General features: G+C 68.4%; 27 protein-coding genes. 16 read left to right on the forward strand and 11 right to left on the reverse strand.

Annotation, left to right across the window (positions count from 1 at the left end):
• Positions 1-9: 9 nt before the first annotated feature.
• From rpsE to ABMY26_RS16670, 5 genes are all read left to right on the forward strand, one after another.
• The gene (gene rpsE, locus ABMY26_RS16650; protein ID WP_014246902.1) at positions 10-579 is read left to right on the forward strand and encodes a 30S ribosomal protein S5; all 570 of its coding nucleotides are present in this window, start codon (positions 10-12) and stop codon (positions 577-579) included.
• A 2-nt stretch (positions 580-581) separates the two neighbouring features.
• A complete protein-coding gene (gene rpmD, locus ABMY26_RS16655) occupies positions 582-773 on the forward strand; it encodes a 50S ribosomal protein L30 (protein WP_014246903.1) in 192 nt (63 codons plus the stop codon).
• Positions 774-777: 4 nt separating this feature from the next.
• Entirely contained in the window at positions 778-1,263 is a 486-nt protein-coding gene (gene rplO / locus ABMY26_RS16660; RefSeq protein WP_372398324.1) for a 50S ribosomal protein L15, read from the forward strand.
• A 123-nt stretch (positions 1,264-1,386) separates the two neighbouring features.
• Positions 1,387-2,727, forward strand: a complete 1,341-nt coding sequence (gene secY, locus ABMY26_RS16665; RefSeq protein WP_372398325.1) for a preprotein translocase subunit SecY — start codon at positions 1,387-1,389, stop codon at positions 2,725-2,727.
• The gene (locus ABMY26_RS16670) at positions 2,727-3,374 is read left to right on the forward strand and encodes an adenylate kinase (protein WP_372398326.1); all 648 of its coding nucleotides are present in this window, start codon (positions 2,727-2,729) and stop codon (positions 3,372-3,374) included. Before secY ends, ABMY26_RS16670 begins: the two co-directional genes overlap by 1 nt.
• A gap of 89 nt (positions 3,375-3,463) precedes the next feature.
• Here ABMY26_RS16670 and ABMY26_RS16675 read toward each other — a convergent pair whose 3' ends face one another.
• The 3 genes from ABMY26_RS16675 to ABMY26_RS16685 all read right to left on the reverse strand — a co-directional run bounded on the left by ABMY26_RS16675 (position 3,464) and on the right by ABMY26_RS16685 (position 6,108).
• Complete coding sequence (locus ABMY26_RS16675; protein ID WP_372398327.1) at positions 3,464-4,231, reverse strand: FadR/GntR family transcriptional regulator; 768 nt, start codon at positions 4,229-4,231, stop codon at positions 3,464-3,466.
• Positions 4,232-4,390: 159 nt separating this feature from the next.
• A complete protein-coding gene (locus ABMY26_RS16680) occupies positions 4,391-5,296 on the reverse strand; it encodes a DMT family transporter (protein WP_372398328.1) in 906 nt (301 codons plus the stop codon).
• Positions 5,297-5,415: 119 nt separating this feature from the next.
• Positions 5,416-6,108: a hypothetical protein gene (locus ABMY26_RS16685; protein WP_372398329.1), complete on the reverse strand. Its 693-nt coding sequence runs from the start codon at positions 6,106-6,108 to the stop codon at positions 5,416-5,418.
• A gap of 120 nt (positions 6,109-6,228) precedes the next feature.
• On the opposite strand from ABMY26_RS16685, the gene ABMY26_RS16690 reads away from it, so the two are divergent.
• The 6 genes from ABMY26_RS16690 (at position 6,229) to queC (ending at position 13,685) form a co-directional block, all read left to right on the forward strand.
• The gene (locus tag ABMY26_RS16690; protein ID WP_372398330.1) at positions 6,229-7,167 is read left to right on the forward strand and encodes an N-formylglutamate amidohydrolase; all 939 of its coding nucleotides are present in this window, start codon (positions 6,229-6,231) and stop codon (positions 7,165-7,167) included.
• Between the two features lie 6 nt (positions 7,168-7,173).
• Entirely contained in the window at positions 7,174-8,343 is a 1,170-nt protein-coding gene (locus ABMY26_RS16695) for a carboxylate-amine ligase (RefSeq protein WP_372398331.1), read from the forward strand.
• A gap of 245 nt (positions 8,344-8,588) precedes the next feature.
• Positions 8,589-9,962 (forward strand): O-acetylhomoserine aminocarboxypropyltransferase, encoded by a 1,374-nt coding sequence (locus ABMY26_RS16700; protein WP_372398332.1) that lies wholly within the window; start codon positions 8,589-8,591, stop codon positions 9,960-9,962.
• Positions 9,963-9,972: 10 nt separating this feature from the next.
• Complete coding sequence (locus ABMY26_RS16705; protein ID WP_372398333.1) at positions 9,973-10,788, forward strand: alpha/beta fold hydrolase; 816 nt, start codon at positions 9,973-9,975, stop codon at positions 10,786-10,788.
• A gap of 159 nt (positions 10,789-10,947) precedes the next feature.
• Positions 10,948-12,870 carry a PAS domain S-box protein gene (locus ABMY26_RS16710; protein WP_372398334.1) on the forward strand — a complete coding sequence of 641 codons (1,923 nt, stop codon included), beginning with the start codon at positions 10,948-10,950 and terminating at the stop codon, positions 12,868-12,870.
• Between the two features lie 98 nt (positions 12,871-12,968).
• Complete coding sequence (queC, locus tag ABMY26_RS16715; RefSeq protein ID WP_372398335.1) at positions 12,969-13,685, forward strand: 7-cyano-7-deazaguanine synthase QueC; 717 nt, start codon at positions 12,969-12,971, stop codon at positions 13,683-13,685.
• 24 nt (positions 13,686-13,709) lie between these two features.
• Here the strand turns inward: queC and ABMY26_RS16720 are convergent, their stop codons facing one another.
• Complete coding sequence (locus tag ABMY26_RS16720; RefSeq protein WP_372398336.1) at positions 13,710-14,657, reverse strand: tripartite tricarboxylate transporter substrate binding protein; 948 nt, start codon at positions 14,655-14,657, stop codon at positions 13,710-13,712.
• Between the two features lie 489 nt (positions 14,658-15,146).
• Here ABMY26_RS16720 and ABMY26_RS16725 point away from each other — a divergent pair, with 489 nt between their 5' ends.
• The 3 genes from ABMY26_RS16725 (at position 15,147) to ABMY26_RS16735 (ending at position 17,397) form a co-directional block, all read left to right on the forward strand.
• Positions 15,147-15,548, forward strand: coding sequence for a tripartite tricarboxylate transporter TctB family protein (locus ABMY26_RS16725; protein ID WP_372398337.1), 402 nt, complete (start codon positions 15,147-15,149; stop codon positions 15,546-15,548).
• Positions 15,545-17,047, forward strand: coding sequence for a tripartite tricarboxylate transporter permease (locus tag ABMY26_RS16730; protein WP_372398338.1), 1,503 nt, complete (start codon positions 15,545-15,547; stop codon positions 17,045-17,047). The genes ABMY26_RS16725 and ABMY26_RS16730 overlap by 4 nt, the downstream gene beginning before the upstream one ends.
• A 116-nt stretch (positions 17,048-17,163) precedes the next feature.
• Positions 17,164-17,397, forward strand: coding sequence for a hypothetical protein (locus ABMY26_RS16735; RefSeq protein WP_045581834.1), 234 nt, complete (start codon positions 17,164-17,166; stop codon positions 17,395-17,397).
• A 17-nt stretch (positions 17,398-17,414) separates the two neighbouring features.
• Here the strand turns inward: ABMY26_RS16735 and ABMY26_RS16740 are convergent, their stop codons facing one another.
• Positions 17,415-17,777: a cupin domain-containing protein gene (locus ABMY26_RS16740; RefSeq protein WP_372398339.1), complete on the reverse strand. Its 363-nt coding sequence runs from the start codon at positions 17,775-17,777 to the stop codon at positions 17,415-17,417.
• 12 nt (positions 17,778-17,789) lie between these two features.
• The gene (locus ABMY26_RS16745; protein WP_372398340.1) at positions 17,790-18,515 is read right to left on the reverse strand and encodes an HAD family hydrolase; all 726 of its coding nucleotides are present in this window, start codon (positions 18,513-18,515) and stop codon (positions 17,790-17,792) included.
• A gap of 314 nt (positions 18,516-18,829) precedes the next feature.
• Here ABMY26_RS16745 and ABMY26_RS16750 point away from each other — a divergent pair, with 314 nt between their 5' ends.
• A complete protein-coding gene (locus tag ABMY26_RS16750; protein ID WP_045581838.1) occupies positions 18,830-19,042 on the forward strand; it encodes a DUF1127 domain-containing protein in 213 nt (70 codons plus the stop codon).
• Positions 19,043-19,298: 256 nt separating this feature from the next.
• Here the strand turns inward: ABMY26_RS16750 and ABMY26_RS16755 are convergent, their stop codons facing one another.
• Positions 19,299-20,435 (reverse strand): type III PLP-dependent enzyme, encoded by a 1,137-nt coding sequence (locus tag ABMY26_RS16755; protein ID WP_372398341.1) that lies wholly within the window; start codon positions 20,433-20,435, stop codon positions 19,299-19,301.
• Between the two features lie 439 nt (positions 20,436-20,874).
• Between ABMY26_RS16755 and ABMY26_RS16760 the strand changes: the two genes are divergently transcribed.
• On the forward strand, positions 20,875-21,444 hold the full coding sequence (locus ABMY26_RS16760; RefSeq protein WP_372398342.1) for an MgtC/SapB family protein: 570 nt from the start codon (positions 20,875-20,877) through the stop codon (positions 21,442-21,444).
• On the opposite strand, the gene ABMY26_RS16765 is transcribed toward ABMY26_RS16760, so the two are convergent.
• The 4 genes from ABMY26_RS16765 to ABMY26_RS16780 all read right to left on the reverse strand — a co-directional run bounded on the left by ABMY26_RS16765 (position 21,410) and on the right by ABMY26_RS16780 (position 24,447).
• Positions 21,410-22,612, reverse strand: coding sequence for a multidrug effflux MFS transporter (locus ABMY26_RS16765; RefSeq protein ID WP_372398343.1), 1,203 nt, complete (start codon positions 22,610-22,612; stop codon positions 21,410-21,412). The genes ABMY26_RS16760 and ABMY26_RS16765 overlap by 35 nt on opposite strands.
• Before the next feature lie 91 nt (positions 22,613-22,703).
• A complete protein-coding gene (locus ABMY26_RS16770) occupies positions 22,704-22,880 on the reverse strand; it encodes a hypothetical protein (RefSeq protein WP_167543361.1) in 177 nt (58 codons plus the stop codon).
• A 54-nt stretch (positions 22,881-22,934) separates the two neighbouring features.
• A complete protein-coding gene (locus ABMY26_RS16775; protein ID WP_372398344.1) occupies positions 22,935-23,879 on the reverse strand; it encodes a bifunctional riboflavin kinase/FAD synthetase in 945 nt (314 codons plus the stop codon).
• A gap of 118 nt (positions 23,880-23,997) precedes the next feature.
• Complete coding sequence (locus tag ABMY26_RS16780) at positions 23,998-24,447, reverse strand: MaoC family dehydratase (protein WP_372398345.1); 450 nt, start codon at positions 24,445-24,447, stop codon at positions 23,998-24,000.
• Positions 24,448-24,605: the final 158 nt, after the last annotated feature.

Genomic DNA, 24,605 nt, shown 5'->3' on the forward strand with positions numbered 1-24,605 from the left:
GGCCCGGATATGGCACGTGAACGTGGGGAGCGGGACAACCGCGACCGGCAGCCGCGCGAGCGGGAAGAAAGCGAGCTGATCGAAAAGCTCGTCGGCATCAACCGCGTTGCCAAGGTGGTCAAGGGTGGTCGTCGCTTCGGCTTCGCCGCTCTGGTCGTCGTCGGTGACGGCAAGGGCCGCGTCGGGGTCGGATCGGGCAAGGCCCGTGAAGTTCCCGAGGCGATCCGCAAGGCGACCGATCAGGCCAAGCGCGGCATGATCCGGGTTCCGCTGCGCGAAGGCCGGACGCTGCATCACGACACCAACGGTCACTTCGGTGCCGGCAAGGTCGTGCTGCGGGCCGCCCCGGCCGGTACCGGCATCATCGCCGGTGGTCCGATGCGCGCGATCTTCGAGGCCCTCGGCGTCGCCGACGTCGTGACCAAGTCGATCGGCACCTCGAACCCGCATAACATGATCAAGGCGACGTTCGACGCCCTGACCCAGGTCACCAGCCCGCGTTCCGTCGCGGCGCGTCGCGGTCGTCGCGTGAGCGACATCCTCGGCCGTCGCGAGGCCGGCGCCGGACAGGAGGCCTGATCATGGCGGAGAAGAAGACCGTCGTCGTGACCCAGATCGGCAGCCCGATCGGCCGCAAGCACGACCAGCGCGAGACGCTGGTCGGTCTGGGTCTCAACAAGCTGCACCGGACCCGCGAGCTGGAGGATACTCCGGCCGTGCGGGGCATGATCGCCAAGGTCGCGCACCTGGTCCGCGTCGAGAACGAGGGCTGAGATCATGACCAAGCTGAATGACCTGCGTGACAACGCCGGTGCCCGCAAGGCGCGTATGCGCGTCGGTCGCGGTATCGGTTCGGGCAAGGGCAAGACCGCCGGCCGTGGCGTGAAGGGTCAGACCTCGCGCACCGGTGTGGCGATCAACGGCTTCGAAGGCGGGCAGATGCCTCTGCACCGCCGCCTGCCGAAGCGCGGTTTCCGGAACATCTTCGCCAAGGAATACTCGGTGGTCAATCTGGGCATGGTCCAGAAGGCGATCGACCTCGGCAAGCTGAACGCTGCCGAGACCATCGATGCCGCGGCGCTCCACGCCGCCGGCGTCACCGGCCGGGTGAAGAAGGACGGTGTCCGTCTGCTGGGCAAGGGCGAGCTGACCGCGAAGGTTTCCTTCACGGTCGCCGGCGCGTCCAAGTCGGCAGTCGAGGCCGTCGAGAAGGCGGGTGGCAGCGTCACGCTGACCGCGCCCGCCGCCGAAGCCGCCGAGTAAAGTTCCGCGACAAGCCCGGGCTTGCGCACGGGCTGGCGTGGCACTACAAAAAGCGAAGTCGCGAGGGGCGGCCTGCGTCATGCAGTGCCGCCCCGTTCGCGCTTACGGGACAGGGATTGGACCATGGCATCAGCGGCCGAGCAGCTTGCCGCCAACATCAATTTCGGGGCTTTCTCCAAGGCGACCGAGCTGAAAAAGCGGATTTGGTTCACCTTGGCGGCCCTGATCGTCTACCGGCTGGGCACCTATATCCCGCTGCCGGGCATCGACCCGCACATCCTGCAGGACGTCTTCAAGCAGCAGGGCGGCGGTATTCTCGGCATGTTCGACATGCTGGCGGGCGGCGCGCTCAGCCGCATGACCATCTTCGCGCTCAACATCATGCCGTACATCTCGGCGTCCATCATCGTGCAGCTGCTGACCGCCGTGTCGCCGCAGATGGAGGCCATGAAGAAGGAAGGCGAGTCGGGGCGCAAGAAGCTGAACCAGTACACCCGGTTCGGCACGGTCGCGCTCGCCACGGTGCAGGCCTACGGCCTTGCCGTCGGCATCGAATCGATGCGCGGCTCGACCGGGGCGGCGGTGATCGATCCGGGGCTGTTCTTCCGCATTGCCACCGTCATCACGCTGGTCGGCGGCACCATGTTCCTGATGTGGCTGGGTGAGCAGATCACCGCGCGCGGCATCGGCAACGGCATCTCGCTGATCATCTTCGCCGGCATCGTCGCCGAGTTGCCGCGGGCGCTGGTGAACACGCTCGAACTCGGCCGTCAGGGTGCCCTGTCCACCATCTTCATCATCGTGATGCTGTTGATGGCGGTCGGCGTCGTCTTCTTCATCGTCTTCATGGAACGTGCCCAGCGCCGCCTGCTGGTCCAGTACCCGAAACGCCAGGTCGGCAACCGGGTGTTCGGCGGCGAAGCGTCGCACCTGCCGCTGAAGATGAACACCGCCGGCGTCATTCCGCCGATCTTCGCATCGTCGCTGCTGCTGCTACCGCTGACCGCGGTCGGTTTCGCCGGCGGCGAAGGGCCCGAGTGGCTGCAGGCGGTGTCGCGCTACGTCGCGCACGGCACGCCGCTGTACATGCTGCTCTACGCCTCGCTGATCGTGTTCTTCTGCTTCTTCTACACCGCCATCGTCTTCAACCCGACCGAGACGGCCGACAACCTGCGCAAGTATGGCGGCTTCATCCCGGGCATCCGTCCGGGCAAGAACACCGCCGACCACATCGATTATGTGCTGACGCGGCTGACGGTCATCGGTTCCGCGTACCTTGTGGCGGTTTGTCTCCTCCCCGAAATCCTGATATCCCAGCACTCGGTTCCGTTTTATTTTGGCGGCACCAGCCTGCTGATCGTGGTCACCGTCACGATGGACACGGTTGCGCAGATTCATTCCCACCTGCTGGCCCACCAGTATGAGGGATTGATCAAGAAATCGAAGCTTCGGGGGAGAAGGTAATGAACCTCATACTGCTCGGTCCGCCGGGCGCCGGGAAGGGGACCCAGGCGCGCCGTCTTGAAGACACGCGCGGTCTGGTGCAACTGTCGACGGGCGACATGCTCCGCGCCATGGTGGCCGAAGGCGGGCCGCTCGGGCAGCAGGCGAAGGAGATCATGGCCGCCGGCAAGCTGATGCCGGATGAGCTGATGGTCAGCATGATCGCCGAGCGCATTTCCAAGCCCGACGTCAAGAACGGCTTCATCCTCGACGGGTTCCCGCGCACCGTGGCCCAGGCCGAGGCGCTGGACGCGATGCTGGACGAGAAGGGCCTGAAGCTCGACCATGTGATCGAGATGCGGGTCGTCGACGACGTGCTGGTCGAGCGCATCACCGGCCGCTACACCTGCGCCAAGTGCGGCAAGGGCTATCACGACAGCTTCGAGAAGCCGAAGGTGGCCGGGGTCTGCGACGTCTGCGGCAGCACCGAGTTCAAGCGTCGCGCCGACGACAATGCCGAGACGGTGACCACCCGCCTGGCCCAGTACCACCAGCAGACCGCGCCGATCCTGCCCTATTACCAGGGCCGCGGCGTGCTGAAGGCGGTGGACGGCATGGCCGACATCGATGAGGTGACCAAGGAGATCGAGGCGGTTCTCGCAGGCTGAGGCCAGCCACCGGCTCGATACAGGAAAGGCCGCGCTCTCCGTCCGGAGGGCGCGGCCTTCTTCATGTCTGGGTGGGCAGCCCGGCCGGGTCAGGCGGGCGGCACGGCCGGTCCCTCGGCCGCTGGGCCGGGCGTCGTGGTTTCCCCGGTCATCGTGCGGTAGCGGGCGAGGATCCAGCCGAGATGGGCGGTGACGGCATTGGCGGCGGCGTCCGGGTCGCGGCGGGCGATGGCCTGGTGGATGGCGCGGTGATGCTCGATCATCAGCGCCTCATGATTCTCCATGAAGGGCTCGGTGTGCTTCATCTCGACCATGTTGCCGAGGATGTCCCGGATGGTCGACAGCAGATGCAGATACACCGGGCTGCCGGAGGCCTGGGCGACGGCGACATGGAAGTCCATGTCGTCGGCGGCCCGCCCGCCGTCGCGGTTGGTCTGGCTCATGGCAGCCAGGATGCGGCCGATGGTGTCGATCTGTTCCTGCGTGGCGCGCTCGGCGGCACGGCGCGCGGCCCAGCTTTCCAGGGCCATGCGGATCTCGACCAGATCGCAGAGGTTCTGGTGGGTGCTGCGCACCATCGCGGTGAGGGCGCCGTCCATCATTCCGGCGGAGGACACGACCCGCGTGCCGCCGCCCTGGACGGCGGTCAGGAAGCCCTGGGTCTTCAGCTTCTGCAGGGCGGCGCGAACCGACACCCGGCTGACATGGAGCTGTTCGGCCAGCTGCCGCTCGCCCGGCAGACGCTCTCCCGGGACCAGCTCTCCGCGTGCGATCCGGTCGAGCAGCTGTTGGGCCACCCATTCGGAAATGCGCTGCGAGGAGGAGGGGACATGAGCGCTGTCGTCGGTGCCGGGCACGGATTGGTCCCCTTGGGTCGGAAACGGATCATAAGCGGTTCATCATACCGGTAGCGGTCCCCACCGGCCGGGTCAATGGCCGACCGCCGATCTGCGGCGCCATGCCCGCAGGGTGGAAAGCCCGGCCAGCTCCTGTCCGGAGTCCCACCGGTCGCGCGGTCAGCGGCTGCCGCGGCGGGCCAGCAGGATTCCCATCAGAATCACAGCGGCGCCGACCGCTTGCAAGGTCCCCAACGGCTCGTCGAGCAGGATCCAGGCGAGAATCGCCGCCGCCGCCGGTTGGAGAAGCAGGCTGACCGACGAGAAGGAGGCCGGCAGATGGGCCAGCGCGTAGGCGATCAGGCTCTGGCCACCGGCATGGCTGAACAGGGCAAGCCCGCAGAGGACCAGCCAGCCGGCAACGGTCGCCGGCAGCATCGCCTCGCCATCCAGGAGGCCGAGAGGCAGCAGGACCAAAGCGGTGATGACGCCGCTCCAGGTCATGATGGTGGCGGTGGAGAATTCGGCGCGCAGATGGCCGACCGACAGGATGTAGCCGGCATAGAAAACCGCGGTCAGCAGACCCAGCGCGTCGCCGAACAGATGGTCCGGGCTGAGCTGGAAGCTCTGTCCCATCAGAACCACCGCACCGGCCAGCGCCATCAGCATGCCGACGACGAAGCGGCCGGTGATCCGCTCCTTGAACAGGAACCAGGCGGCCGGCGCCACGAACAGCGGCGCGAAGTTGGCAAGCAGCGTCGCGTTGGCGACCGAGGTATAGCGGATCGAGGTGTGCCAGACCGCGAGGTCGCCGGCAAAGCACAGGCCGGCCAGCGACAGGCGGGCATAATCGGCGAGCGAGGAGGGGGACCGGCGCCCTTGCCTGGGTTCGGAGCCCATCCACAGCGCCAGCACCGGGGCGGCCAGCGCAACGCGCCAGAATCCGGTGGCGACCGGTCCAACCTCGGACAGGCGGACGAAGATCGGAGCGAAGGCGATGCCGAGCGCGCCGGCCAGCAGCGCAATCAGGGCGATGCGCTGCGTCCGGGACGCATCGTCGGCGGGGATGGCACTGGCGTCGGGCATGGTGCCGCTTATAGCGGCAGGCCATCGGCCCGGCCAGCCGGACGCGCGTCATGGCTGCCGTGCGCGTCCGCTGGTCCTGCAAAAGTAGCGAAGGCTGCGATGGCGCAATGCCCTGCGGATCAGCGCGGACGGATGCGGCGCAGCGCCACCGACTCGTCGTCCTCGGCACCGAAATCGTCATAGTGGATCGGGCAGCGGCCGTCCTTGCGCGGCTTGTCCTTGACCGTGGCAGGGTACCACTCGCCTTTCCATTCGACCTCGACCCGCATGCCGGGCTGGCACAGCGATCCGCCGGCCGGGTAGCTGGAGGCCGTGGGCGCCGGGGCGGACATCGCCGGGCCGGCGGGCGGCATCGGGCTGAGCATCGGTGCCGCCGCAGCGGCGCCCGGAGCCGGCTTCCCCTCGTCGCAGAAGGCGGTGCACACGGTTTTGGCGAGGACCTGACCGCCGCAGCTTCCGCCGAAGCAGTCGCGATAGTCGGCCTCGCACCGCGCCTCGCAGCTGCTGTTGCCGCAGGAATAGGAACGGTCGAAGTCGCTGACCGATTTCTTGATCGGCTGCTTTTCGGCGTTCCGACGGTTCACATAGGCCTGATATTCGTAAAGCGCGCGCGACCGCGCCTCGTTCACGCAGGCCTGCTGCGACATCCCGCAGTTCTGGCGGCAGAAGTTGCGGTTCTGCTGGCATTGGTTGACGCACAGCCGCCCTTCCGCCGAGGTCGGCGGAACCAGGCTGTATTGCGTTTCATAGACGGGGCCGCAGGCGCTGAGCAGCGCCATCACGGCAAGGCAGAGAGTCAGCAGGCGGAGCATGCGTGGTGTCTTCCGGGTGGGTTCGCACGGGAGAGGGAGGGAAAGGGTATCATCTTGCCGTTCGGGCTACCACCATCGGCCGCGCTTCCGCCCGGCCCGGAGGTTGCGTTAGTGTGGCGCATGGTTGCCTCATCCCCCGATCATCACGCCCATCCCGGCACCTCGCCCGGCACCTCGCCCGACACCGGGCCCGACACCGCGTCCGGGGAGGGGCCGGCCGAGCACCGGCGGCCCGTCACCGCTCCCGCACCGGCGCCGCGCATCGTCGTCCCCCTGCTGGGACCGGACGATCCGCCGCCGGCCACCACGCTGAACCCGGAGGCCGGCGGACCGCTGCTGCTGGTGTGCGATCACGCGTCGCGCGCGATCCCCAGGCGGCTGGGCGACCTCGGCCTGCCGGAAGAGCAGCTGTGCCGGCACATCGCCTATGACATCGGCGCGGCCGAGCTGACGCGGCGGCTGGCGGCCCGCTTCGGCGCGACGGCGGTGCTGTCCGGCTTCTCCCGGCTGGTGATCGACCCGAACCGGGCGCTGGACGACCCGACCGCGATCCCGGTGGTCAGCGACGACGTGGTCATCCCGGGCAACCGCGCGCTCGATGCCGAGGCGCAGGCCCTGCGCGTCGAGGCGCTCTTCCACCCCTATCACGCGGCGGTGGCCGCGGCGGTGGCGGCGATCGTCGCGCGCGGGCAGGTTCCGGTGATGGTGTCGGTCCACAGCTTCACGCCGGCCATGCGCGGCATCGCCCGGCCTTGGCACATCGGCATCCTGTGGGACAACGACCCGCGCCTGCCGGTGCCGCTGATCGAGGCGCTGGAGGCCGACGGGCGCTGGTGCGTCGGCGACAACCAACCCTATTCCGGGCGCGGCACGTCGGGCGGCACGGTGGAAACCCATGCGACGCCGGCCGGCTATCCAAACGTCCTGCTGGAGGTCCGGCAGGACCTGATCGCCACGCCGGAGGGCGCCGGCCTGTGGGCGCAGGTGATCGGCGATGCGCTGGAACCCCTGCTCGGCCTGCCGTCGCTGGCGACCGTCCACCATTATCCGCGGGCCTGACCACGCATGCGACACGCCGTCATCGAACCGTCCTTCACCCTGGGGCTGGAAGAGGAATATCTGCTGGTCGACCGCGGCACGCGCGACATCGTGACCAGCCCGCCCGACGAGATGCTGGAGGCCTGCCAGCAGCAGGCGCCCGGCCGCATCCACCCGGAATTCCTGCGCTGCCAGATCGAGGTGGGAACGCCGGTCTGCCGGACGCTGGCCGAGGCGCGGGACGAGCTGGCGGCGCTGCGCGGCACGGTGGCCGGGGTGGCGGAGCGCCATGGGCTGGCGCCGATCGCCGCCTCGACCCATCCCTTCGCCGCCTGGGAGCCGCAGAAGCACACCAACCGCGACCGCTACAACATGCTTGCCCGCGACCTGGGGGCGCCGGCCCGCCGCCTGATGATCTGCGGCATGCATGTCCATATCGGCATCGAGGACGACGACCTGCGCATCGACCTGATGAACCAGGTCCGCTATTTCCTGCCGCATCTGCTGGCGCTGTCGACCTCGTCGCCCTTCTGGCGCGGGCGCGACATGGAGCGCCGGTCCTACCGGCTGAGCGTGTGGCACGAGCTGCCGCGCACCGGCATGCCCGCCGGTTTCCAGAGCTATGGCGAGTATCAGAGCCATGTCGCGGTGTTGGTGAATGCCGGGGTGATCGAGGATGCGAGCAAGCTGTGGTGGGACATCCGCCCCTCCTCGCGCTTTCCGACGCTGGAGATGCGCATCACCGACATCTGCACCCGGCTCGACGATGCGGTGACGGTGGCGGCGCTCTACCGCTGCCTGCTGCGCATGCTGTGGCGGCTGAAGCTGCGCAATGTGACGTGGCGGCCCTACAAGAACATGCTGATCGAGGAGAATCGCTGGCGGGCCCAGCGCTACGGCCTGGACAGCGGGCTGGTCGATTTCGGCCAGGGCCGCATCGTGCCCTATGCCGACCTGCTGGACGAGATCATCGACCTGACCCGCGAGGATGCCGCGCATTTCGGCTGCACCGCCGAAGTGGAGCGGGCGCGCGAGATCGTGGAGCGCGGGACCAGCGCGCACCGGCAGATCGCGATCTTCCAGGCGGCGCTCGCCGAGGGGGCCGGCGAGGAGGAGGCCTTGAAGCGGGTGGTCGACTGGCTGGTCGGGGAGACGATGACGGGGGTGCGGCAGGAGCCGGCACGAAGCGTGCCGTAAAAGCCGGCCGTAACCTGCAAGCCGGCGGCGTATCGCGGCAAGCCGATGCGCGCCAACCGTCTTGACGCGCGCGTCAGGGCTCCATACGCTCCCGCACCGTCGATACCGCTGGATCGCGGGTTGAACAGGGCTGGCAAAGCAAAAGGCCGACAAAAGTCGGCGTTCGACGAACGGGGGCCGCTCCTTGCCAGGCGGCCCTCTTCCGTCCTCGGGGCGGGAACAACCACCAACCGGGAGGGGGGAGCATGGCCGGCGCCAAGTTCCTGAAGTTCGATACGCAGAGCCTGCATGCGGGACAGAAGCCCGACCCGGCGACGGGCGCGCGGGCGGTTCCCATCCACCTCACCTCTTCCTACGTCTTCTCGGATGTCGATCAGGCAGCGGCGCTGTTCAACCTGGAACGGCCGGGCCACATCTATTCGCGCATCTCCAACCCCACCGTCGCGGTGCTGGAAGAGCGGCTTGCGACCCTGGAAGGCGGGGTTGGCGCGGTCTGCACCGCCAGCGGGCAGGCGGCGCTGTCGCTGGCGATCATGACGCTGATGGGGGCGGGCGGGCACATCGTCGCCTCCTCCTCCATCTATGGCGGCAGCCGCAACCTGCTGGCCTATACCCTGCCGCGCTTCGGCATCACCACCAGCTTCGTGCATCCGCGCGACCTCGACGGCATCCGCGCGGCGATCCGACCCGAGACCCGCCTGGTCTTCGGCGAGGTGCTGGGCAATCCGGGGCTCGAGGTGCTCGATGTCCCGAAGGTGGCCGCCATCGCGCATGAGGCCGGCATCCCGCTGCTGATCGATTCGACCTTCACCACCCCTTATCTCTGCCGGCCGTTCGAGCATGGCGCCGACCTGATCATGCATTCCTGCACCAAGTGGCTGGGCGGGCATGGCACCGCCATCGGCGGCGTGGTGATCGACGGCGGCCGGTTCGACTGGGAGGCGTCGGGCAAGTTCCCGACCCTGACCGAGCCCTACGCCGGCTATCACGGCATCGACTTCGCCGAGGAATACGGCCCCGCCGCCTTCATCGCCCGCGCCCGCGCCGAGGGGCTGCGCGATTTCGGCGCCTGCATGAGCCCGATGAACGCCTTCCAGATCCTGCAGGGGGTGGAGACGCTGCCGCTGCGGATGAAGGGCCACATCCACAACGCCCGCAAGATCGTCGGCTTCCTGGAAGGGGAGCTGTATTCGGAAACGGGCGCCGGCAAGGCTGGGGGCAACGGTGGAGGCAAGGGCGGCAGCACCGGCGCCGTCGCCTGGGTGTCCTATCCCGAGCTGGTCGACCACCCCGACCATGCGCTGGCCGCCCGGCTGCTGCCGCAGGGCGCCGGCTCGATCGTCTCCTTCGGCATCCGCGGCACCGGCGAGGGCGGCAGCCGCGAGGCCGGGCGCCGCTTCATCGAGTCCCTGACCCTCTTCTCGCACCTTGCCAATGTCGGCGACGCCAAGTCGCTGGTCATCCATCCCGCCAGCACCACCCATGCCCAGCTCGACGCCGAGGCGCTCGCCGCCGCCGGGGTGGGGGAGGACATGATCCGGCTGTCCATCGGGCTGGAGGATTGCGAAGACCTGATCGACGATCTGAAGCAGGCGCTGCGCGCCGCCACCAAGGGCTGAGGGCCGCGCCATGCAGCTGACCGTCAACGGCACCCCCGTCTTCGTCCACACCGGTGGCCGGGACATCGACCCGGCGCGTCCCGCCATCGTCCTGATCCACGGCGCCGGCATGGATCACAGCGTCTGGAGCCTGCAGAGCCGCTATCTCGCCCATCATGGCCGTTCGGTCCTGGCGGTCGACATGCCCGGCCATGGCCGCTCCGGCGGCGAGCCGTTGGGCAGCATCGCCGGGATCGCCGATTGGGTGGTCGCCCTGCTGGACGCCGCCGGGCTGGAGCGCGCGGCGCTGGCCGGCCACTCCATGGGGGCGTTGGTCGCGCTCGACGCCGCCGCCCGCCATGGTTCGCGGGTGGAGGCGGTCGCGCTGCTCGGCGTGGCGGAACGGATGCCGGTCCATCCCGACCTGCTGGCCACCGCGCATGCCGGCGACCCGTCCGCCATCGAGATGGTGATCGGCTGGGGTCATGGGCCGCGCGGCCACGGCGGCAGCCAGGGGGGCGGCTGCCCGGCTCCGGGGCTGGCGCTGATCCCCGGCGGCCGGCGGCTGATGGCGTCGGTCCGCCCCGGCGTGCTGGGCGTCGATCTGGCCGCCTGCAACGACTATGGGCAGGGTGCGGACGCCGCCGCGATGGTCGCCTGTCCGGCGTTGTTCCTGCTGGGCGCGCTGGACAAGATGACACCCGCAAAGGCCGGGCGGTCGCTGGCGGCGCGCGTCAAATCCGCGCAGGTCGTCATCCTGCCGCAGACCGGTCATATGGTGATGACCGAAGCGCCCGACGCCGTTCTGGATGCCCTGACCTCGTTCCTGTCCCTGCGGCGGGGCTGACGGGGCGTTTGCGGAGGCCATGGGGAAGAGCCGGGGCGTCGCCGCCATAAACCCTTAATCTTTCCCTGGCTATGCTGAATCGCGGGACGGGGTCGGCCGCGGCATCGCGGGTGAACGGCCGGATCGGCCCGACCATCCGTTGCCGGTCCGGGGGCTGTCTTGCAGGTCAATGAAAGACTGTCCGACGCGCTGTTCCGCGATGTCCGCGAGGTGGCCGCGGTGCTGGCGCCCGACGGTCGCGTGCTCCATGTCCGCGAGACGGGGGCGGATATCCTGGGCGGCCCGGCCCAGGCGCTGGTCGGTGCGCCGTTCGACCGCCACATCCACCCCGACGATCTGGAAGAGGTCCGGTGCCGGCTCCGGGCGCGTGCCGCGGCCCCGGCGGGGAGCAGCGGCCGTGCCGTGTTCCGATTCCGCCACGATGCCGGCAGCGATGGCGAGGATGGCGGCTGGCGCTGGCTGGAGGCGACCGCGCGCAACGAGCTGGCCGACCCGGACATCGGCGGGCTGGTGCTGAACATCCGCGACGTCAGCGACCGGATCGCCCTGTCGGAGCGGCTGCGCGCCAGCGAGGCGCGTTACCGCAAGCTGGCCGACTCGGTGCCGGTCGGCATCCTGCAGGCCGACGCCGCGGGGCAGGTCCAGTTCGCCAACGCCCGCGTCGGCGCCATCACCGGGCTGGAGCCGGACCGCCTGCTCGGCGACGGCTGGCTCGACGCCGTCCACCCCGAGGACCGGCCACGGGTCGAGGCGGATTGGCGTCTGGGGGCGGGCGGCGATTCGGCGCCGACCGACTTCCGCTTCCACGATCCCCAGCCGGCGGGAGGGACCGGCATCGCCCGGCGGGTGATGTGCCAGCGCATCGCGCTGGAGGATGGCGGCAGCATCGCCACCGTCACCGACGTCAGCGAATATGTCCACACCGCCAATGCCCTGAGGCATTCTGAGGCGCTGAACAAAGCGATCCTGGACACCGCCGCCGATGCGGTCCTCACCATCGACGAGGCGGGCGTGACGGTCGGCTTCAACCGTGCGGCGGAGGCGATGTTCGGGGTGTCGGCGGCGGACCTGCTGTGGCGTCCGTTCGACCGCTTGCTGCCGGTGGAGACCCTGCGCGAAGAGGGCGGCGTCCGGCTGGAGTTCGCGACCGGCCAGACCACTGCGCTGGTCGCCCGCGACCGCAGCGCCGGGGCGGAGCGCGCCGACGGCACCCGCTTCCCGGTGGAACTGTCGGTCAGTGCCAGCGAGGTGGAGGGGCGGCGGCTCTACACCGCCATCGTCCGCGACGTCACTGCCCGCCGCCGGGCCGAGGCCGACCTGCTGGCGGCCAAGGAGGCGGCGGAGGCGGCCGACCATGCCAAATCGGCCTTCCTCGCCACCATGAGCCATGAACTGCGCACCCCGCTGAACGCGGTGATCGGTTTTTCCCAGCTGCTGGACACGCGGATCGGCGAACCCGGCGGGCAGGAGCGGCTGCGCGACGGCGTCGCCGCCATCCGCAATGCCGGCGAGCGGCTGCTGGCCATGATCGACGACATCCTGGACATGGCCCGCGTCGAGGCCGGCGGGCTGTCGCTGGTCGAGGGAGTGGTCGACCTGCCGGCGCTCGCCGCCCAGACGGTGGCGCAGCTCGAATTCCAGGCGGCCCGCCAGACGGTGACGGTCGAGCTGGTCACCGACGGCGACCTGCCGCCGCTGCGCGGCGACGAGCGGCGCCTGCGCCAGGCGCTGGAAAACCTGCTGTCCAACGCCGTCAAGTTCAGCCATCCGCAAGGCACCGTCACCCTGTCGGTGATGCCGGCCGCCGACGGCTGGATCGAGTTGGCGGTGCGCGACCGCGGCATCGGCATGAATCCGGAGGACATCGCGACCGCCCTGACCCCCTTCGCCCAGGTCGATCAGGCCGCCAACCGCCGCTATGAAGGCATCGGACTGGGCTTGCCGCTTGCCCTGCGGCTGGTGGAGGCGCATGGCGGCAGCCTGACGCTGGACAGTGCCCCGGGACAGGGCTGCACCGCCACCATCCGGCTGCCGCCCTGGCGGATCATGACCATCGAGGAGTTGCTTGCGTCGATGCCGTGATCCGCTTTCCGGCCACTGGCACCGGGCGCCGGGATGTGCCAGAAGCTGGCGGCGGAGGTCCCGGCCGGGGCCGGCGGCTTGGCAAAGGCGGGTGTGCGATGATGGAACGGGATGGACGGAAGGATGCCGTTGTGCTGGTCAGCGGCGGGCTCGATTCGACGACGGTGCTCGCCATCGCCAAGGCCGAGGGCTATCGGGTCAATGCCCTGAGCTTCCGCTACGGCCAGCGCCATGCGGTGGAGCTGGAGGCGGCGCGGCGCGTCGTCGCGGCGATGGGGGTGGAACGGCATGTGGTGGCCGACATCGACCTGCGCGCCTTCGGCGGCTCGGCGCTGACCGACGCCATCGCCGTGCCGAAGCACGGCAGCGCCGCCGAACTGGGGGAGGGGATCCCCGTCACCTACGTTCCGGCGCGCAACACCGTCTTCCTGTCCTTCGCGCTGGCCTGGGCCGAGACGCTGGGGGCGTCGGACCTGTTCATCGGCGTCAACGCGCTGGATTATTCCGGCTATCCCGACTGCCGGCCGGAATATATCGCCGCCTTCGAAACGCTGGCCAACCTCGCCACCAAGGCCGGGGTGGAGGGAACCAGCCGGTTCCGCATCCATGCGCCGCTGATGACCCTGGACAAGGCCGGCATCATCCGCCGCGGGCAGGAACTGGGCGTGGACTACAGCCTCACCCATTCCTGCTACGACCCGACGCCCGATGGGCTGTCCTGCGGCACTTGCGACAGCTGCCTGTTGCGATTGAAGGGCTTTTCCGAAGCCGGAACGATCGACCCAATCCGTTATGACTCCGGAACGAATATCTGATCGCCTGTATCGTTTCGATGCCGGTCAGTTCTTCCAGGGCATATCCGCCCACAGGGTGCGGAACTCGCCGTCGAGCTGCATCAGTTCGGCGGTGAAGGCCTCGGGGCCGACGATGCGCAGCGGCTGGAAGGTTTCCCTCGCCTTGGCCTGGAAGTCCGGATCCAGGGCGGCTTTGGTGATCGCCTCCACCAGCATGCGGCGGATGTCGGCGGGCAGGCCCTTGGGCGCGCCGATGCCGCGCATCGACACCATGTCGATGGCATAGCCCTGCTCGCGGAAGGTGGGCAGGTCCGGGGCCATGTCCCAGCGCGTGCGGCTCATCACCCCCAGCATCCGCACCGGATCGCCGCCGGCCACACCGCGCAATCCCTCGCCCAGATTCTGGTCGGAGATCTGGATATGGCCGCCGACCATCGCGCGATAATTCTCCGCGCTGCCGGGGAAGGGCACATGCGTCAGCTTCACCCCGGCCTGCCGCTCCAGCAGGAGCATGGCCAGATGGTCGTCCGACCCGATGCCGGTCGAGCCCACGGTCAGCGAGTGCGGCTTCTCACCGGCGGCGCGCACGACGTCGGCGACGCTCCTGAACGGGCTGTCGGCATGGACCGTCATCACCCCGGGATCGTCGACGACGTTCACCAGCGGATCCAGCCGGTCGAGCCGGTAGCGCGCCTGGCGTTCGATCGGGATGGTGATCAGGTTCGGGGTGTTGATGAAGCCGATGGTGTAGCCGTCGGGCGCTGCGTCGGCGATGGCCGCGAAGCCGATCTCGCCGCCGGCGCCGGGCCGGTTCAGGACGACGATGCGCCCGCCGCCCAGGTGGCGTTCGATGTAGGGAGCCAGCATCCGCGCCGTCACGTCGGTCGAGCCGCCGGCGCCATAGGCCACGATCAGGGTGATCGGCTTCTCCGGATAGGCAGCCTGCACCGCCGCCGGCAGGCCGGCGAGGCACAGGGTCAGGGTTGCCAGCATCAGGCTTGCCAGGATCCTGCCCAGGAAGGGCGCTGCCCGGCCCCCGGACATGCACGGGAAAGAGGTCGCTGCTGTCATCGTTTCCATCCGATCGCTCCGGTGCCGGTGTTGTCCATGCCCACGCGCCCTGTGCCCAGGGGTGTATAAATCAGAATGAAATACGGATTTTAGAGCAATATAAGGCAAAAATCCCGCCAAACCGTTCAATTTTCCTGATCAAAACATCCTATGCGGCGCAATGTCGCCAAATCGCGCTCGACGGCGATGTGGTGCTGGGCAATAATACAACTGGCGGATCTGGATATGCCGGTTGTCCGATGACGGCCCGTTTCCGTCTCCATCCCCCCGATGCCGGGAGCGTGGCACCCGGTTGTCGCGCCGTCGCGTGCGAGAGAGAGCGGATAGACCCATCCAATGACACATACCCTGAGATCGTCCCGGCCGGCCGCGTCCCGGTTGAGATCGCCCCGGGATCTCGCGGCCGGTCTGTTGCTGAGCGCCATCGCGCTCGGCGGGCTGTGGCTGGCCCGCGATTGGCAGGCCGGAACCCTTGCCATGATGCAGGCCGGCTTCTTCCCGCGGCTGATCTGCGGCTTCCTGCTGGCGATGGGGCTGGCGACGCTGCTGCGCGGGCTGACCGCCGCCGGTCCGGCGACGCTGGGCTGGGCGTGGCGCCCGTCCGTCGCCATCACCGGGGCCGTGGTCGCCTTCGCGGCGCTGCTCGACAGGCTCGGGCTGGTGCTCGCCATCCTGGCGCTGATCGGCATCGGCGGACTGGCCGGCCGGCCGCTGCGCCCCGGTCCCTTCACGGCCCTGTGGGCCACGCTGGCCACCGGCTGCATCGCCATCTTCTCCTGGGGACTGGGCTTGCCGCTCCAGATCTGGCCATGATCGACATCTTCGCCAATCTCTGGCTCGGGCTGGGCGTCTCGCTCGAGCCGATGAACCTCGTCTACTGCTTCCTGGGCGTCCTGATCGGCACGCTGATCGGCGTGCTGCCGGGGCTGGGGCCGACGGCGACGGTGGCGCTGCTGCTGCCGATCACCTTCTACCTGCCGCCGGTCGGTGCGCTGATCATGCTGGCGGGCATCTTCTACGGTGCCCAATATGGCGGGTCGACCACGGCGATCCTGGTGAAGCTGCCGGGCGAGTCCTCCTCCGTCATGACCTGCCTGGACGGCAACGCCATGGCCCGCCAGGGCCGCGGCGGCGTGGCGCTGGCGACCGCGGCGCTCGCCTCGCTGTTCGCGGGCATCGTCACCACGCTGGTCATCGCGGTTGCCGGTCCGCCGCTCGCCGGGGTGGCGCTGGCCTTCGGCCCGTCGGAATATGTGGCGCTGATGCTGGTCGGGCTGATCGGGGCGGTGATCCTCGCCCATGGGTCGGTGGTGAAGGCGGTGGCGATGATCCTGCTCGGATTGCTGCTGTCGATGGTCGGGACCGACGTCAATTCCGGCCAGATGCGCTTCACCTTCGACATTCCGCAGCTCTATGACGGGCTCGATTTCGTGCCGCTGGCCATGGGGCTGTTCGGACTGGCCGACATCATCGTCAATCTGGAGGAGACGGAGGGCCGCGGCATCGAGCCCTCGCCGATCCGCCGGCTGTGGCCGTCCCTGCAGGATTTCAAGGAGGCATGGCCGGCCGCGGTGCGCGGTACCGCGCTGGGCGCCTTCCTCGGCATCCTGCCGGGCGGCGGCGCCACGCTCAGCGCCTTTTCCTCCTATGCGCTGGAAAAGAAGATGGCGCGCGATCCCTCGGCCTTCGGCAAGGGAGCCATCCAGGGCGTGGCCGGGCCGGAAGCGGCGAACAATGCCGGCGCCCAGGCCAGCTTCATCCCCATGCTCAGCCTCGGCATCCCGTCCAACGCGGTGATGGCGCTGATGGTGGGCGCGATGATGATCCACGGCATCACGCCGGGGCCGCAGATCATGACCAAGCAGCCGGACCTGTTCTGGGGCATGATCGCCAGCATGCTGGTCGGCAATGTCATGCTGGTGGTTCTGAACCTGCCGCTGATCGGCCTGTGGGTGCGGCTGCTGCGCGTGCCCTACGCCTATCTGTTCCCGGCGATCCTGGTCTTCTGCTGCATCGGCACCTACAGCCTGAAGAACGACGTGTTCGACGTGGTGCTGATGGCCGGTTTCGGCGTGTTCGGCTATGTCCTGAAGAAGCTGGACTGCGAGCCGGCGCCGCTGCTGCTTGGCTTCGTCCTCGGTCCGCTGCTGGAGGAGAATCTGAGCCGGGCCATGCTGTTGGCGCAGGGCGATCTGAGCGTCTTCGTCACCCGTCCGATCAGCGCCGGGCTGATGGCGGTCGCCGCCGGGCTGCTCGCCCTGATCCTGCTGCCGGCCTTCCGCCGCCAGCGCGAGGTGGCATTCAAGGAATAGGGGAGCCGCCGTGCCGGATCCTGTGGCAGCCCGCCGCAGGATTCCAGCCTTGCCGGACAAGATAAAATTTTATATAAAAGCATGTGGAAATGCATGGGACAGCAGGGGAGCGCGTCATGGCCGCCACCTCTTGGATGGGACGTCGACTGACCGGCCGCGCCAACCGTGCGGTGATGCTCGCACATCGGCGCGCCAATGCGCGCAAGCGCGCCTGGACCCGCGACATCGCGCGCGTGATGCTGGTCGCTTCGGTCCTGGTGCTGGGCGTGCTGGCGGTCGAGATCGGCCGCAAGGCGGTCACCATCCACAGCCACAGCGCCGCCCAGAACTCGGTCGAGATCGCCGGCTGATCCGCTGCGGCGGCCCGTCAGGGCAGCACCACCACATAGCGCTTGGTCGTGGTGGCGACCACCGTCCAGCTGCCCCGGAAACCCGGTTCGATGACGAACCGGTCGCCGGCCCTCAAGGTCCAGGAGCGGCCGTCGTCATGGGCGACGATGCTCTCGCCCTCCAGGATCTCGCAATACTCCCACTCGTCGTAGAGAATCCGCCAAGCCCCCGGCGTCGAACGCCAGACACCGGCGAACCGCTTGCCGTCGGCGGACTCATAGCCGTTCCAGGTGGTGAAGACCGGGGCACCCGACAGGATTCGGTCGGCAGCCGGCGCGCCGGCTTCCGGTTCGATGCCGTCCAGGTCGGGCAATAGCGTCAGGGCGGGGATCAGGGACATGCTCGGGTTTCCTCACCAGGCGGCCAGCAGGGGCGGCAGTTCGCGGATCGAGTCGATGCGGCGGTAATGCTCGTCGGGCACGTCGGCTTCCTCATGGGCCCAGGTGATGGCATAGGGGATGTGGACGGCGTGGGCACCGGTCGCCAGCACCGGCAGGATATCGGAGCGCACCGAATTGCCGACCATCAGGAAGCGCGCCGGGTCGATGCCATGGCGCTCCATCACCCGCCGGTAGGTCGCCGGATCCTTCTCGCTGACGATCTCCACTGCGTGGAAGCGTTCGGACAGGCCGGAGCGGGCGATCTTGCTTTCCTGGTCGAACAGGTCGCCCTTGGTGATCAGGACCAGACGGTGGCGGGCGGCCAATTCCTCCACCACATCCGCCACGCCGGGAAGCAGTTCCACCGGATGCTCCAGCATCGCCTTGCCGAAATCGATCAGGCTTTGCAGGTCGCGGGCCGGAACCTGGCCGTCGGTGACGTCGATTGCCGTTTCGATCATCGACAGGACGAAGCCCTTGATGCCGTAGCCGTAGACGCGGAGGTTCGCGCGCTCCGCCTCCAGCAGCCGGCGGTCGAGGTCGGTCGGGTCGGCGGTGTGGGCCAGCAGGGCGCGGAAGCGGTCCTGCGTCATCGAGAAGAGCGATTCATTGTGCCAGAGCGTGTCGTCGCCGTCGAAGCCGATGGCGTCGAAGCTCTGCTGGACCCCCGGGTTTCCGGGATCGATGGTGCCGGTCATGGATGTGCCCGCAGCTCCGGGTGATTGGTTCGTAAGTAAAACAATACATGGCTCAAGTCAGGCCGACTTGTCCAGAGGATGACAAGATGGAGTGCCGGCATTGTCCGTCTGGCGAACCGTAAGTATCCGCAATGACGCTTTTGCCACACATCGATGACATTGCATGGTGAGTTCTTCGCTGCCTGCAAAGCGGGCATGTTGCCGCTGGGGGTGGCAACATGGCGAGAAGAGGCGTAATTATATTTCCACACAAGGAGAGAGCGATCGCCGACCGGCGGCCCCTCCAAAAACAAGACATCTCAGGAATCACCATCATGGCCACTCTTCTGCACTCGGCCGATGCCGGCCGCACCACCTCCACCGTCGCCCATATCGTCGAAGTCGCGTCGAACATGCTGGGCCTGTGGCGCCAGCGCATCGTGACCCGCCGCGAACTGGGCTATCTCGACGACCGCATGCTCCAGGACATCGGCTTCAACCGCCTGGACGCCGAGCGTGAGATGTCGAAGCCGTTCTGGCGCGAATGAGCGCCTGTACGCCGGCCGGCGAACGCACAGGAAAAAGGCCGCTTCCGTCCATCGGAAGCGGCCTTTTTATTTGTCCGCACCGTCCTGTTGCCTAAAAAACAGGCTGCACAGAAAAGCGCCGCTCGCAAAAGAAAAGCCCGCCGGCCGGGATGGACGGCGGGCGGGCTGTGGAGGTGGCAGTTCCGATGACCGGCCCCGATGACCGGCCCCCGGCAATCGGCGGAGCGGGCCGGGACCGCGCTCCGCCGGCGGGCGGTCAGATGCAGTAGTGCTTGAGCGGCTCGAAGCCGTTGAAGCAGACCGCCGAGTAGGTCGTGGTGTAGGCGCCGGTGGCGTGGATGCGCACGCGGTCCCCGGCCTTCAGCCCCATCGGCATCTTGTAGTCGGCGCGCTCATACATCACGTCGGCGCTGTCGCAGGTCGGGCCGGCCAGGATCACCGCCTCGCGGTCGCTCTCCTGGTCATCGCCCAGCACCTCGATCGGGTACTGGATCGCCTCGTCCATCGTCTCGGCCAGGCCGCTGAACTTGCCGATGTCGAGATAGACCCAGCGCTTGGCATCCTCGGCCGACTTGCGCGACACCAGAACCACTTCGCTCTCGATGATGCCGGCGCTGCCGACCATGCCGCGGCCTGGCTCGACAATCGTCTCCGGCAGGTGGTTGCCGAAATGGGTGCGCAGCGAGTCGAAGATCGCCTGGCCGTAGGCGGTGGATTCCGGCACGTCGGTGCGGTAGCGGGTGGGGAAACCGCCGCCCAGGTTGATCATGCCCAGATCGACGCCCAGCACCTCGAGCTCGCGGAACAGCTGCGCCACCTGGAAGATGGCATGGTCCCACTGCATCAGGTCCTTCTGCTGCGAGCCGACATGGAACGATACGCCATAGGGCTGCACGTCCATGTCGCGGGCCTTCAGCAGCAGCTCGCGCGCCATCGGCAGGTCGCAGCCGAACTTGCGCGACAGCGGCCATTCGGCGCCCTCGCCCGAGGTCAGGATGCGGCAGAAGACACGGGCGCCGGGGGCGGCGCGCTCGATCTTCTCCAGTTCCGGCTCGCTGTCGAAGGCGAACAGGCGCACGCCCAGTTCGAAGGCGCGGCGGATGTCGCCTTCCTTCTTGATGGTGTTGCCGAAGGAGATGCGGTCCGGGGTGGCGCCGGCAGCCAGCGCCATCTGGATTTCCGGGACCGAGGCGCAGTCGAAGGCGGAGCCGAGACGGGCCAGCAGCGACAGGATCTCGGCGGCCGGATTCGCCTTCACCGCATAGAAGATGCGGGCGTCGGGCAGGGCGTCGTGCAGATCGTTGTAGTTCTGCTCGACCACGTCCAGATCGACGACGAGGCAAGGGGTCTGCGGGCGCTGCTCTTCGAAAAAGCGCGCAATCTTCTGGGTCATCTCAGTCTCCTGGGACGCAAGATGATGGAACGGAACGGGTGATGTCGGGGGGGACGGAGCGGCCGGGCGGGCCGATCGGCAAAGGAAAAAGCCGATCAGGCGCTCAGGCCGCCAATACTGGATTGCCCCGCACAGAAACCTGTTCTGTCCGTATGGTCCAGGAGCGAGGGAGTTCGGAGACGGGTGAGCGCGCGCCCACCCACAACAACATCAACCATCGTAACCTCCAAGTCGCCGCCTTGTTTAAGGGACGGTCGGGGATCACGCGTTACGTCGTTGCATAACCACATCTCGGAGACGCCGAGGGGCGGGCCAGCGGCACGTGCGCTTGCGAGTTCGCGTTACATAGATCCAACGCGATCGATTGGAAAGTGAAAAATGCCGCAGGTCCCAAAAAAGTGGCAGGTTCGGGAAGGATGCAAAAAACCGGAGCGATTTCATGGGCTTGACGATGGTTCTGACGGTCGAGGAGATGGGGCTGCGCCTGCTGGCGGCCGCGCTCTGCGGCGCGATGCTGGGGCTCGACCGCGAGATGCGCGGCAAGGCGGCAGGCCTGCGCACCCATACGCTGATTTCGATCAGTTGCGCCCTGACCACACTGGTCGCGTTCGAAATCTATGCCGGTCTGCACGCCGCCGGCGACGAGCGGCCGGGCGATCCGGTGCGCGTCATCCAGGGGGTGGCGCAGGCCGTCGGCTTCATCAGCGCCGGGGTGATGTTCCGCTCGGGCGACAGCGTGCGCGGGGCGACGACCGCAGCGGTCATCTGGGTGGCCGGGGCATTGGGCATCGCCTGCGGCGCCGGCTATTTCATGCTGGCGGGGATGACGCTGGGCCTGTGCCTGATGGTGACCATCGTCTTCTCCTTCCTGATGGACCGCTTTCCGCAGATCGGCAAGGACGGCGACTCGGGCGAGGAGCCGGGCGACGACCGCAAGGCACGGGAACGCCGGCGTGCGGCGCGGTCCGGCCGGGTCAGGCGGATCGCGCGTCCCGCCCCGCGGGGATGACCAGCAGCCGGTGCGCCAGCAGCGCGCCCAGCGCCACCAGCCCGATGGCCCCCATCATCGCCAGCGCGCTGCCGTCGCTCAGATGGCCGACGACGATGCCGATGGCGGCGGCAATCGTCATCTGCGCGAATCCCAGCAGGGAGGAGGCGAGCCCGGCCATGGTGGGGTAGGGGCCGACCGCATTGGCGGTGGCGTTGGGCAGGGTCAGCCCGCTGCCGAGGATGAACAGGAAGACCGGCACCACGATGGTGGCCAGATGCAGCACCCCGGCCAGCGCCAGGCCGCCGCCCAGCGCCCCGCCGCCGAGCGACAGCAGCGTGCCGATCCGGATCATCCGCGCGCCTCCCAGCTTCGGAGTCAGCCGCCCGGCCAGGAAGGTGCCCAGCATGTAGCCCAGCACCACCGCGCCGAAGCTGGCGCCATATTGCGCCGGCGTCAGGTGCAGCTGCTCGATCAGGACGAAGGAGGAGCCGGAGATGAAGGAGAAGATGCCGCTGTAGGAAAAGGCGACCACCAGCACATAGCCGAGGAAGCCGCGGTTGCGCAGCAGGAGCAGGTAATTGGTGGCCAGCCGCCCGGGCCGCAGGGCCTCCTCGTCGCGGTGGCTGTTGGTTTCGCCCAGCAGCGACCACACCGCCGCCAGGATCAGGCAGGCGAAGACGGTCAGCAGCATGAAGTTGGCTCGCCAGCCGAACCACTCGGTCAGGACGCCGCCCAGCATCGGACCCACCGCCGGGGCCAGCGCCATCGCCATCGACATGTAGGCCAGCACCGTCGCCGACCGCTCGCGCCCGAAGACGTCGCGCACCACCGCGCGCGCCACCACCGGACCGCAGCAGGCGCCGAGAGCCTGGAAGAAGCGGGCGGCGATCAGCGCGTCGATGCTGGTGGTCATGGCGCAGACGGCGCTGGCGACCAGATAGATCGCCACCCCGACCAGCAGGGTCGGGCGCCGGCCGAAACGGTCGGACATCGGGCCGTAGACCAGCTGCGACACCGCGAAGCCGACCAGGAAGATCGACAGCGTCAGCTGCACCGTGGCGACATCGGTCCCGAACACCCGGACCAGGGTCGGCAGCGACGGCAGGTAGAGATCGGTGGAGAGCGGGCCGAAGGCGACCAGTGCGGTCAGCAGGACGCGGATCGTCAGGGAATCGGGGCGTGGCATGGGCTGCTGCAGTGCAAGCGGAGACGGGGGCGCACTGTATCAGATGAAACAACCGCCGCCAGCGTCGAACGCGGCGGGCAGCCCTGCCGCCTCACTTTGCCGGCAGCACCATGCGGATGCAGCGGGACAGGACGGTATTGCCGGTCATCTCGCGATAATTCTGGATGATGACCGGCTCGGCCGCCTTGCATTGCTCCAGGCTGGCGAACTCCAGCGTGGTGGGGCCACCCTGGTTCAGTATGAACAGCAGCATCAGGACCCGTTCCATTCCCTGCGAACTCCCTTCGGCCGAACCCCGTCAACTGGCCTGCCACCCGGCCCATCAGCCTGCAGCGGCCAGCACCGCGCGGGCGGCGGCGGCATCCTGGACGATCTGGTCCTTCAGCGCGTCGAAGCTGGGGAACTTCATCTCGGGCCGCAGGAAATCGATCATCTGTACCCGCAGATGCAGGTCGTAGAGATCGAGGTCGACGTCGAACAGGTGGGCCTCCAGCCGCGCCACCGTGCCGTCGACGGTCGGCCGGGCGCCGAGATTGGCGACGCCCGGCAGCCAGACGGTCCGGTCGCCGCGGTCGACCCCGGCCCGCACCGCATAGACGCCGAAGGCCGGTCGCAGATAGTCGCCCAGCTCGATGTTGGCGGTGGGAAAGCCGATGGTCCGGCCGCGCCGGTCGCCATGGACGACGCGGCCCTCGATCTCCCAGGGGTGGCCCAGCACATGGGCGGCTTCGCGCGGGTTGCCGGCGGTCAGCGCGTCGCGCACGCGGGTCGAGGAATAGACCCCGCCCTCGCTGTCGGACACCGGCCCGACCTCGGTCACGCCGAAGCCCTGGGCGCGTCCGGCCCGCGACAGGAAGGCCGGGTCGCCCGACCGCTTGTGCCCGAACAGGAAATCGTAGCCGCAGACGACGTGCCGCACCCCCAGCCCGGCGAGCAGCACCTCGTCGACGAAGGCCTGCGCGGTCTTGTGGCGGAGCCCCTCGTCGAAATGGCAGACGATCAGCTGGTCGACGCCCAACGCCTCGACATGGCGGGTCTTGACGCGGAAGGGAGTCAGCCGGAAGGGCGGGTCGTCGGGCCGGAAGACGCTGCGCGGATGCGGTTCGAAGGTGACGACGGCCGATGGAGCGCCGAGCTCCGCCGCGATGCGCTGGGCGGTGCCGATGACCGTCTGATGTCCGCGGTGCACGCCGTCGAAATTGCCGAGCGCCACGACGGCGCCCCGTTCTTCGGCCGGCAGGTCGGCGGTGTGTCTGTACAGTCGCATGCGCGCCCCGATGCTGTGGGCGGACCCCGGCGGATCCGCTTGCCCGGGCGTCTATATAGACCGACGCCGACGCGGGGTAAACGCGCCGGCGGTGTTTTGCGGTCCGAAGGCTGCCCGGTCAGCCGCGGGACGGGACCATCAGCAGCGCCTCGCCCTCGACCACCACGGTCTCGCCGACGGTGCAGACGGTCTTGATGACGCAGCGGCGCTTTTCCGGGATCAGCTCGGTGATGGTGGCGCGGGCGGTGACGGTGTCGCCGGCGCGGACCGGCGCCTTGAACTTCAGCGTCTGGCTCATGTAGATGCAGCCCGGCCCCGGCAGCTTGGTGCCCAGCACGGCCGAGATGAAGCCGACCGTCAGCATGCCGTGGGCGATGCGGCCCTGGAACATGGTGGTGGCGGCATATTCCTGGTTGATGTGGACCGGGTTGGTGTCGCCGGAAATGCCCGCGAACAGGACGATGTCGGCTTCCGTCACCGTCTTGGCGAAGCTGGCCGTCATGCCGACGGCGAGGTCCTCGATACAGTAGCCTTCGGTGTCCTTGCGGACCTGACGCACGTCGTCCATCGCAGCGATTCCTCTTTCTCTCGGTGCCTGTTCCGGCATCTGGCGCCCCGGCGCCGTGCCGTTCGCCGCAATGCGTCATGTGCACCGCAGCGAGGGGAATGGCATCACGTCTCCTCCAAAAAAGCAAAAAAAACTCTAACGCCCCGCATAGGGTCGCA

The sequence above is a fragment of the Azospirillum sp. HJ39 genome (genome assembly GCF_041507355.1).
GTDB classification, from domain to species: Bacteria; Pseudomonadota; Alphaproteobacteria; order Azospirillales; family Azospirillaceae; genus Azospirillum; species Azospirillum thiophilum.

Excerpts from the sequence above, each read along its gene's own strand:
- ABMY26_RS16700 (WP_372398332.1), top strand. The coding sequence starts at position 8,589 with ATGGCCGGCGCCAAGTTCCTGAAGTTCGATACGCAGAGCCTGCATGCG.
- ABMY26_RS16750 (WP_045581838.1), top strand. The coding sequence starts at position 18,830 with ATGGCCACTCTTCTGCACTCGGCCGATGCCGGCCGCACCACCTCCACC.
- ABMY26_RS16690 (WP_372398330.1), top strand. The coding sequence starts at position 6,229 with ATGGTTGCCTCATCCCCCGATCATCACGCCCATCCCGGCACCTCGCCC.
- ABMY26_RS16670 (WP_372398326.1), top strand. The coding sequence starts at position 2,727 with ATGAACCTCATACTGCTCGGTCCGCCGGGCGCCGGGAAGGGGACCCAG.
- ABMY26_RS16685 (WP_372398329.1), bottom strand. The coding sequence starts at position 6,108 with ATGCTCCGCCTGCTGACTCTCTGCCTTGCCGTGATGGCGCTGCTCAGC.
- ABMY26_RS16740 (WP_372398339.1), bottom strand. The coding sequence starts at position 17,777 with ATGTCCCTGATCCCCGCCCTGACGCTATTGCCCGACCTGGACGGCATC.
- secY (WP_372398325.1), top strand. The coding sequence starts at position 1,387 with ATGGCATCAGCGGCCGAGCAGCTTGCCGCCAACATCAATTTCGGGGCT.
- ABMY26_RS16780 (WP_372398345.1), bottom strand. The coding sequence starts at position 24,447 with ATGGACGACGTGCGTCAGGTCCGCAAGGACACCGAAGGCTACTGTATC.
- ABMY26_RS16705 (WP_372398333.1), top strand. The coding sequence starts at position 9,973 with ATGCAGCTGACCGTCAACGGCACCCCCGTCTTCGTCCACACCGGTGGC.
- ABMY26_RS16745 (WP_372398340.1), bottom strand. The coding sequence starts at position 18,515 with ATGACCGGCACCATCGATCCCGGAAACCCGGGGGTCCAGCAGAGCTTC.
- ABMY26_RS16735 (WP_045581834.1), top strand. The coding sequence starts at position 17,164 with ATGGCCGCCACCTCTTGGATGGGACGTCGACTGACCGGCCGCGCCAAC.
- ABMY26_RS16775 (WP_372398344.1), bottom strand. The coding sequence starts at position 23,879 with ATGCGACTGTACAGACACACCGCCGACCTGCCGGCCGAAGAACGGGGC.
- rpmD (WP_014246903.1), top strand. The coding sequence starts at position 582 with ATGGCGGAGAAGAAGACCGTCGTCGTGACCCAGATCGGCAGCCCGATC.
- ABMY26_RS16760 (WP_372398342.1), top strand. The coding sequence starts at position 20,875 with ATGGGCTTGACGATGGTTCTGACGGTCGAGGAGATGGGGCTGCGCCTG.
- ABMY26_RS16730 (WP_372398338.1), top strand. The coding sequence starts at position 15,545 with ATGATCGACATCTTCGCCAATCTCTGGCTCGGGCTGGGCGTCTCGCTC.
- ABMY26_RS16695 (WP_372398331.1), top strand. The coding sequence starts at position 7,174 with ATGCGACACGCCGTCATCGAACCGTCCTTCACCCTGGGGCTGGAAGAG.
- rpsE (WP_014246902.1), top strand. The coding sequence starts at position 10 with ATGGCACGTGAACGTGGGGAGCGGGACAACCGCGACCGGCAGCCGCGC.
- ABMY26_RS16680 (WP_372398328.1), bottom strand. The coding sequence starts at position 5,296 with ATGCCCGACGCCAGTGCCATCCCCGCCGACGATGCGTCCCGGACGCAG.
- ABMY26_RS16720 (WP_372398336.1), bottom strand. The coding sequence starts at position 14,657 with ATGCTGGCAACCCTGACCCTGTGCCTCGCCGGCCTGCCGGCGGCGGTG.
- rplO (WP_372398324.1), top strand. The coding sequence starts at position 778 with ATGACCAAGCTGAATGACCTGCGTGACAACGCCGGTGCCCGCAAGGCG.
- ABMY26_RS16765 (WP_372398343.1), bottom strand. The coding sequence starts at position 22,612 with ATGCCACGCCCCGATTCCCTGACGATCCGCGTCCTGCTGACCGCACTG.
- queC (WP_372398335.1), top strand. The coding sequence starts at position 12,969 with ATGATGGAACGGGATGGACGGAAGGATGCCGTTGTGCTGGTCAGCGGC.
- ABMY26_RS16755 (WP_372398341.1), bottom strand. The coding sequence starts at position 20,435 with ATGACCCAGAAGATTGCGCGCTTTTTCGAAGAGCAGCGCCCGCAGACC.
- ABMY26_RS16770 (WP_167543361.1), bottom strand. The coding sequence starts at position 22,880 with ATGGAACGGGTCCTGATGCTGCTGTTCATACTGAACCAGGGTGGCCCC.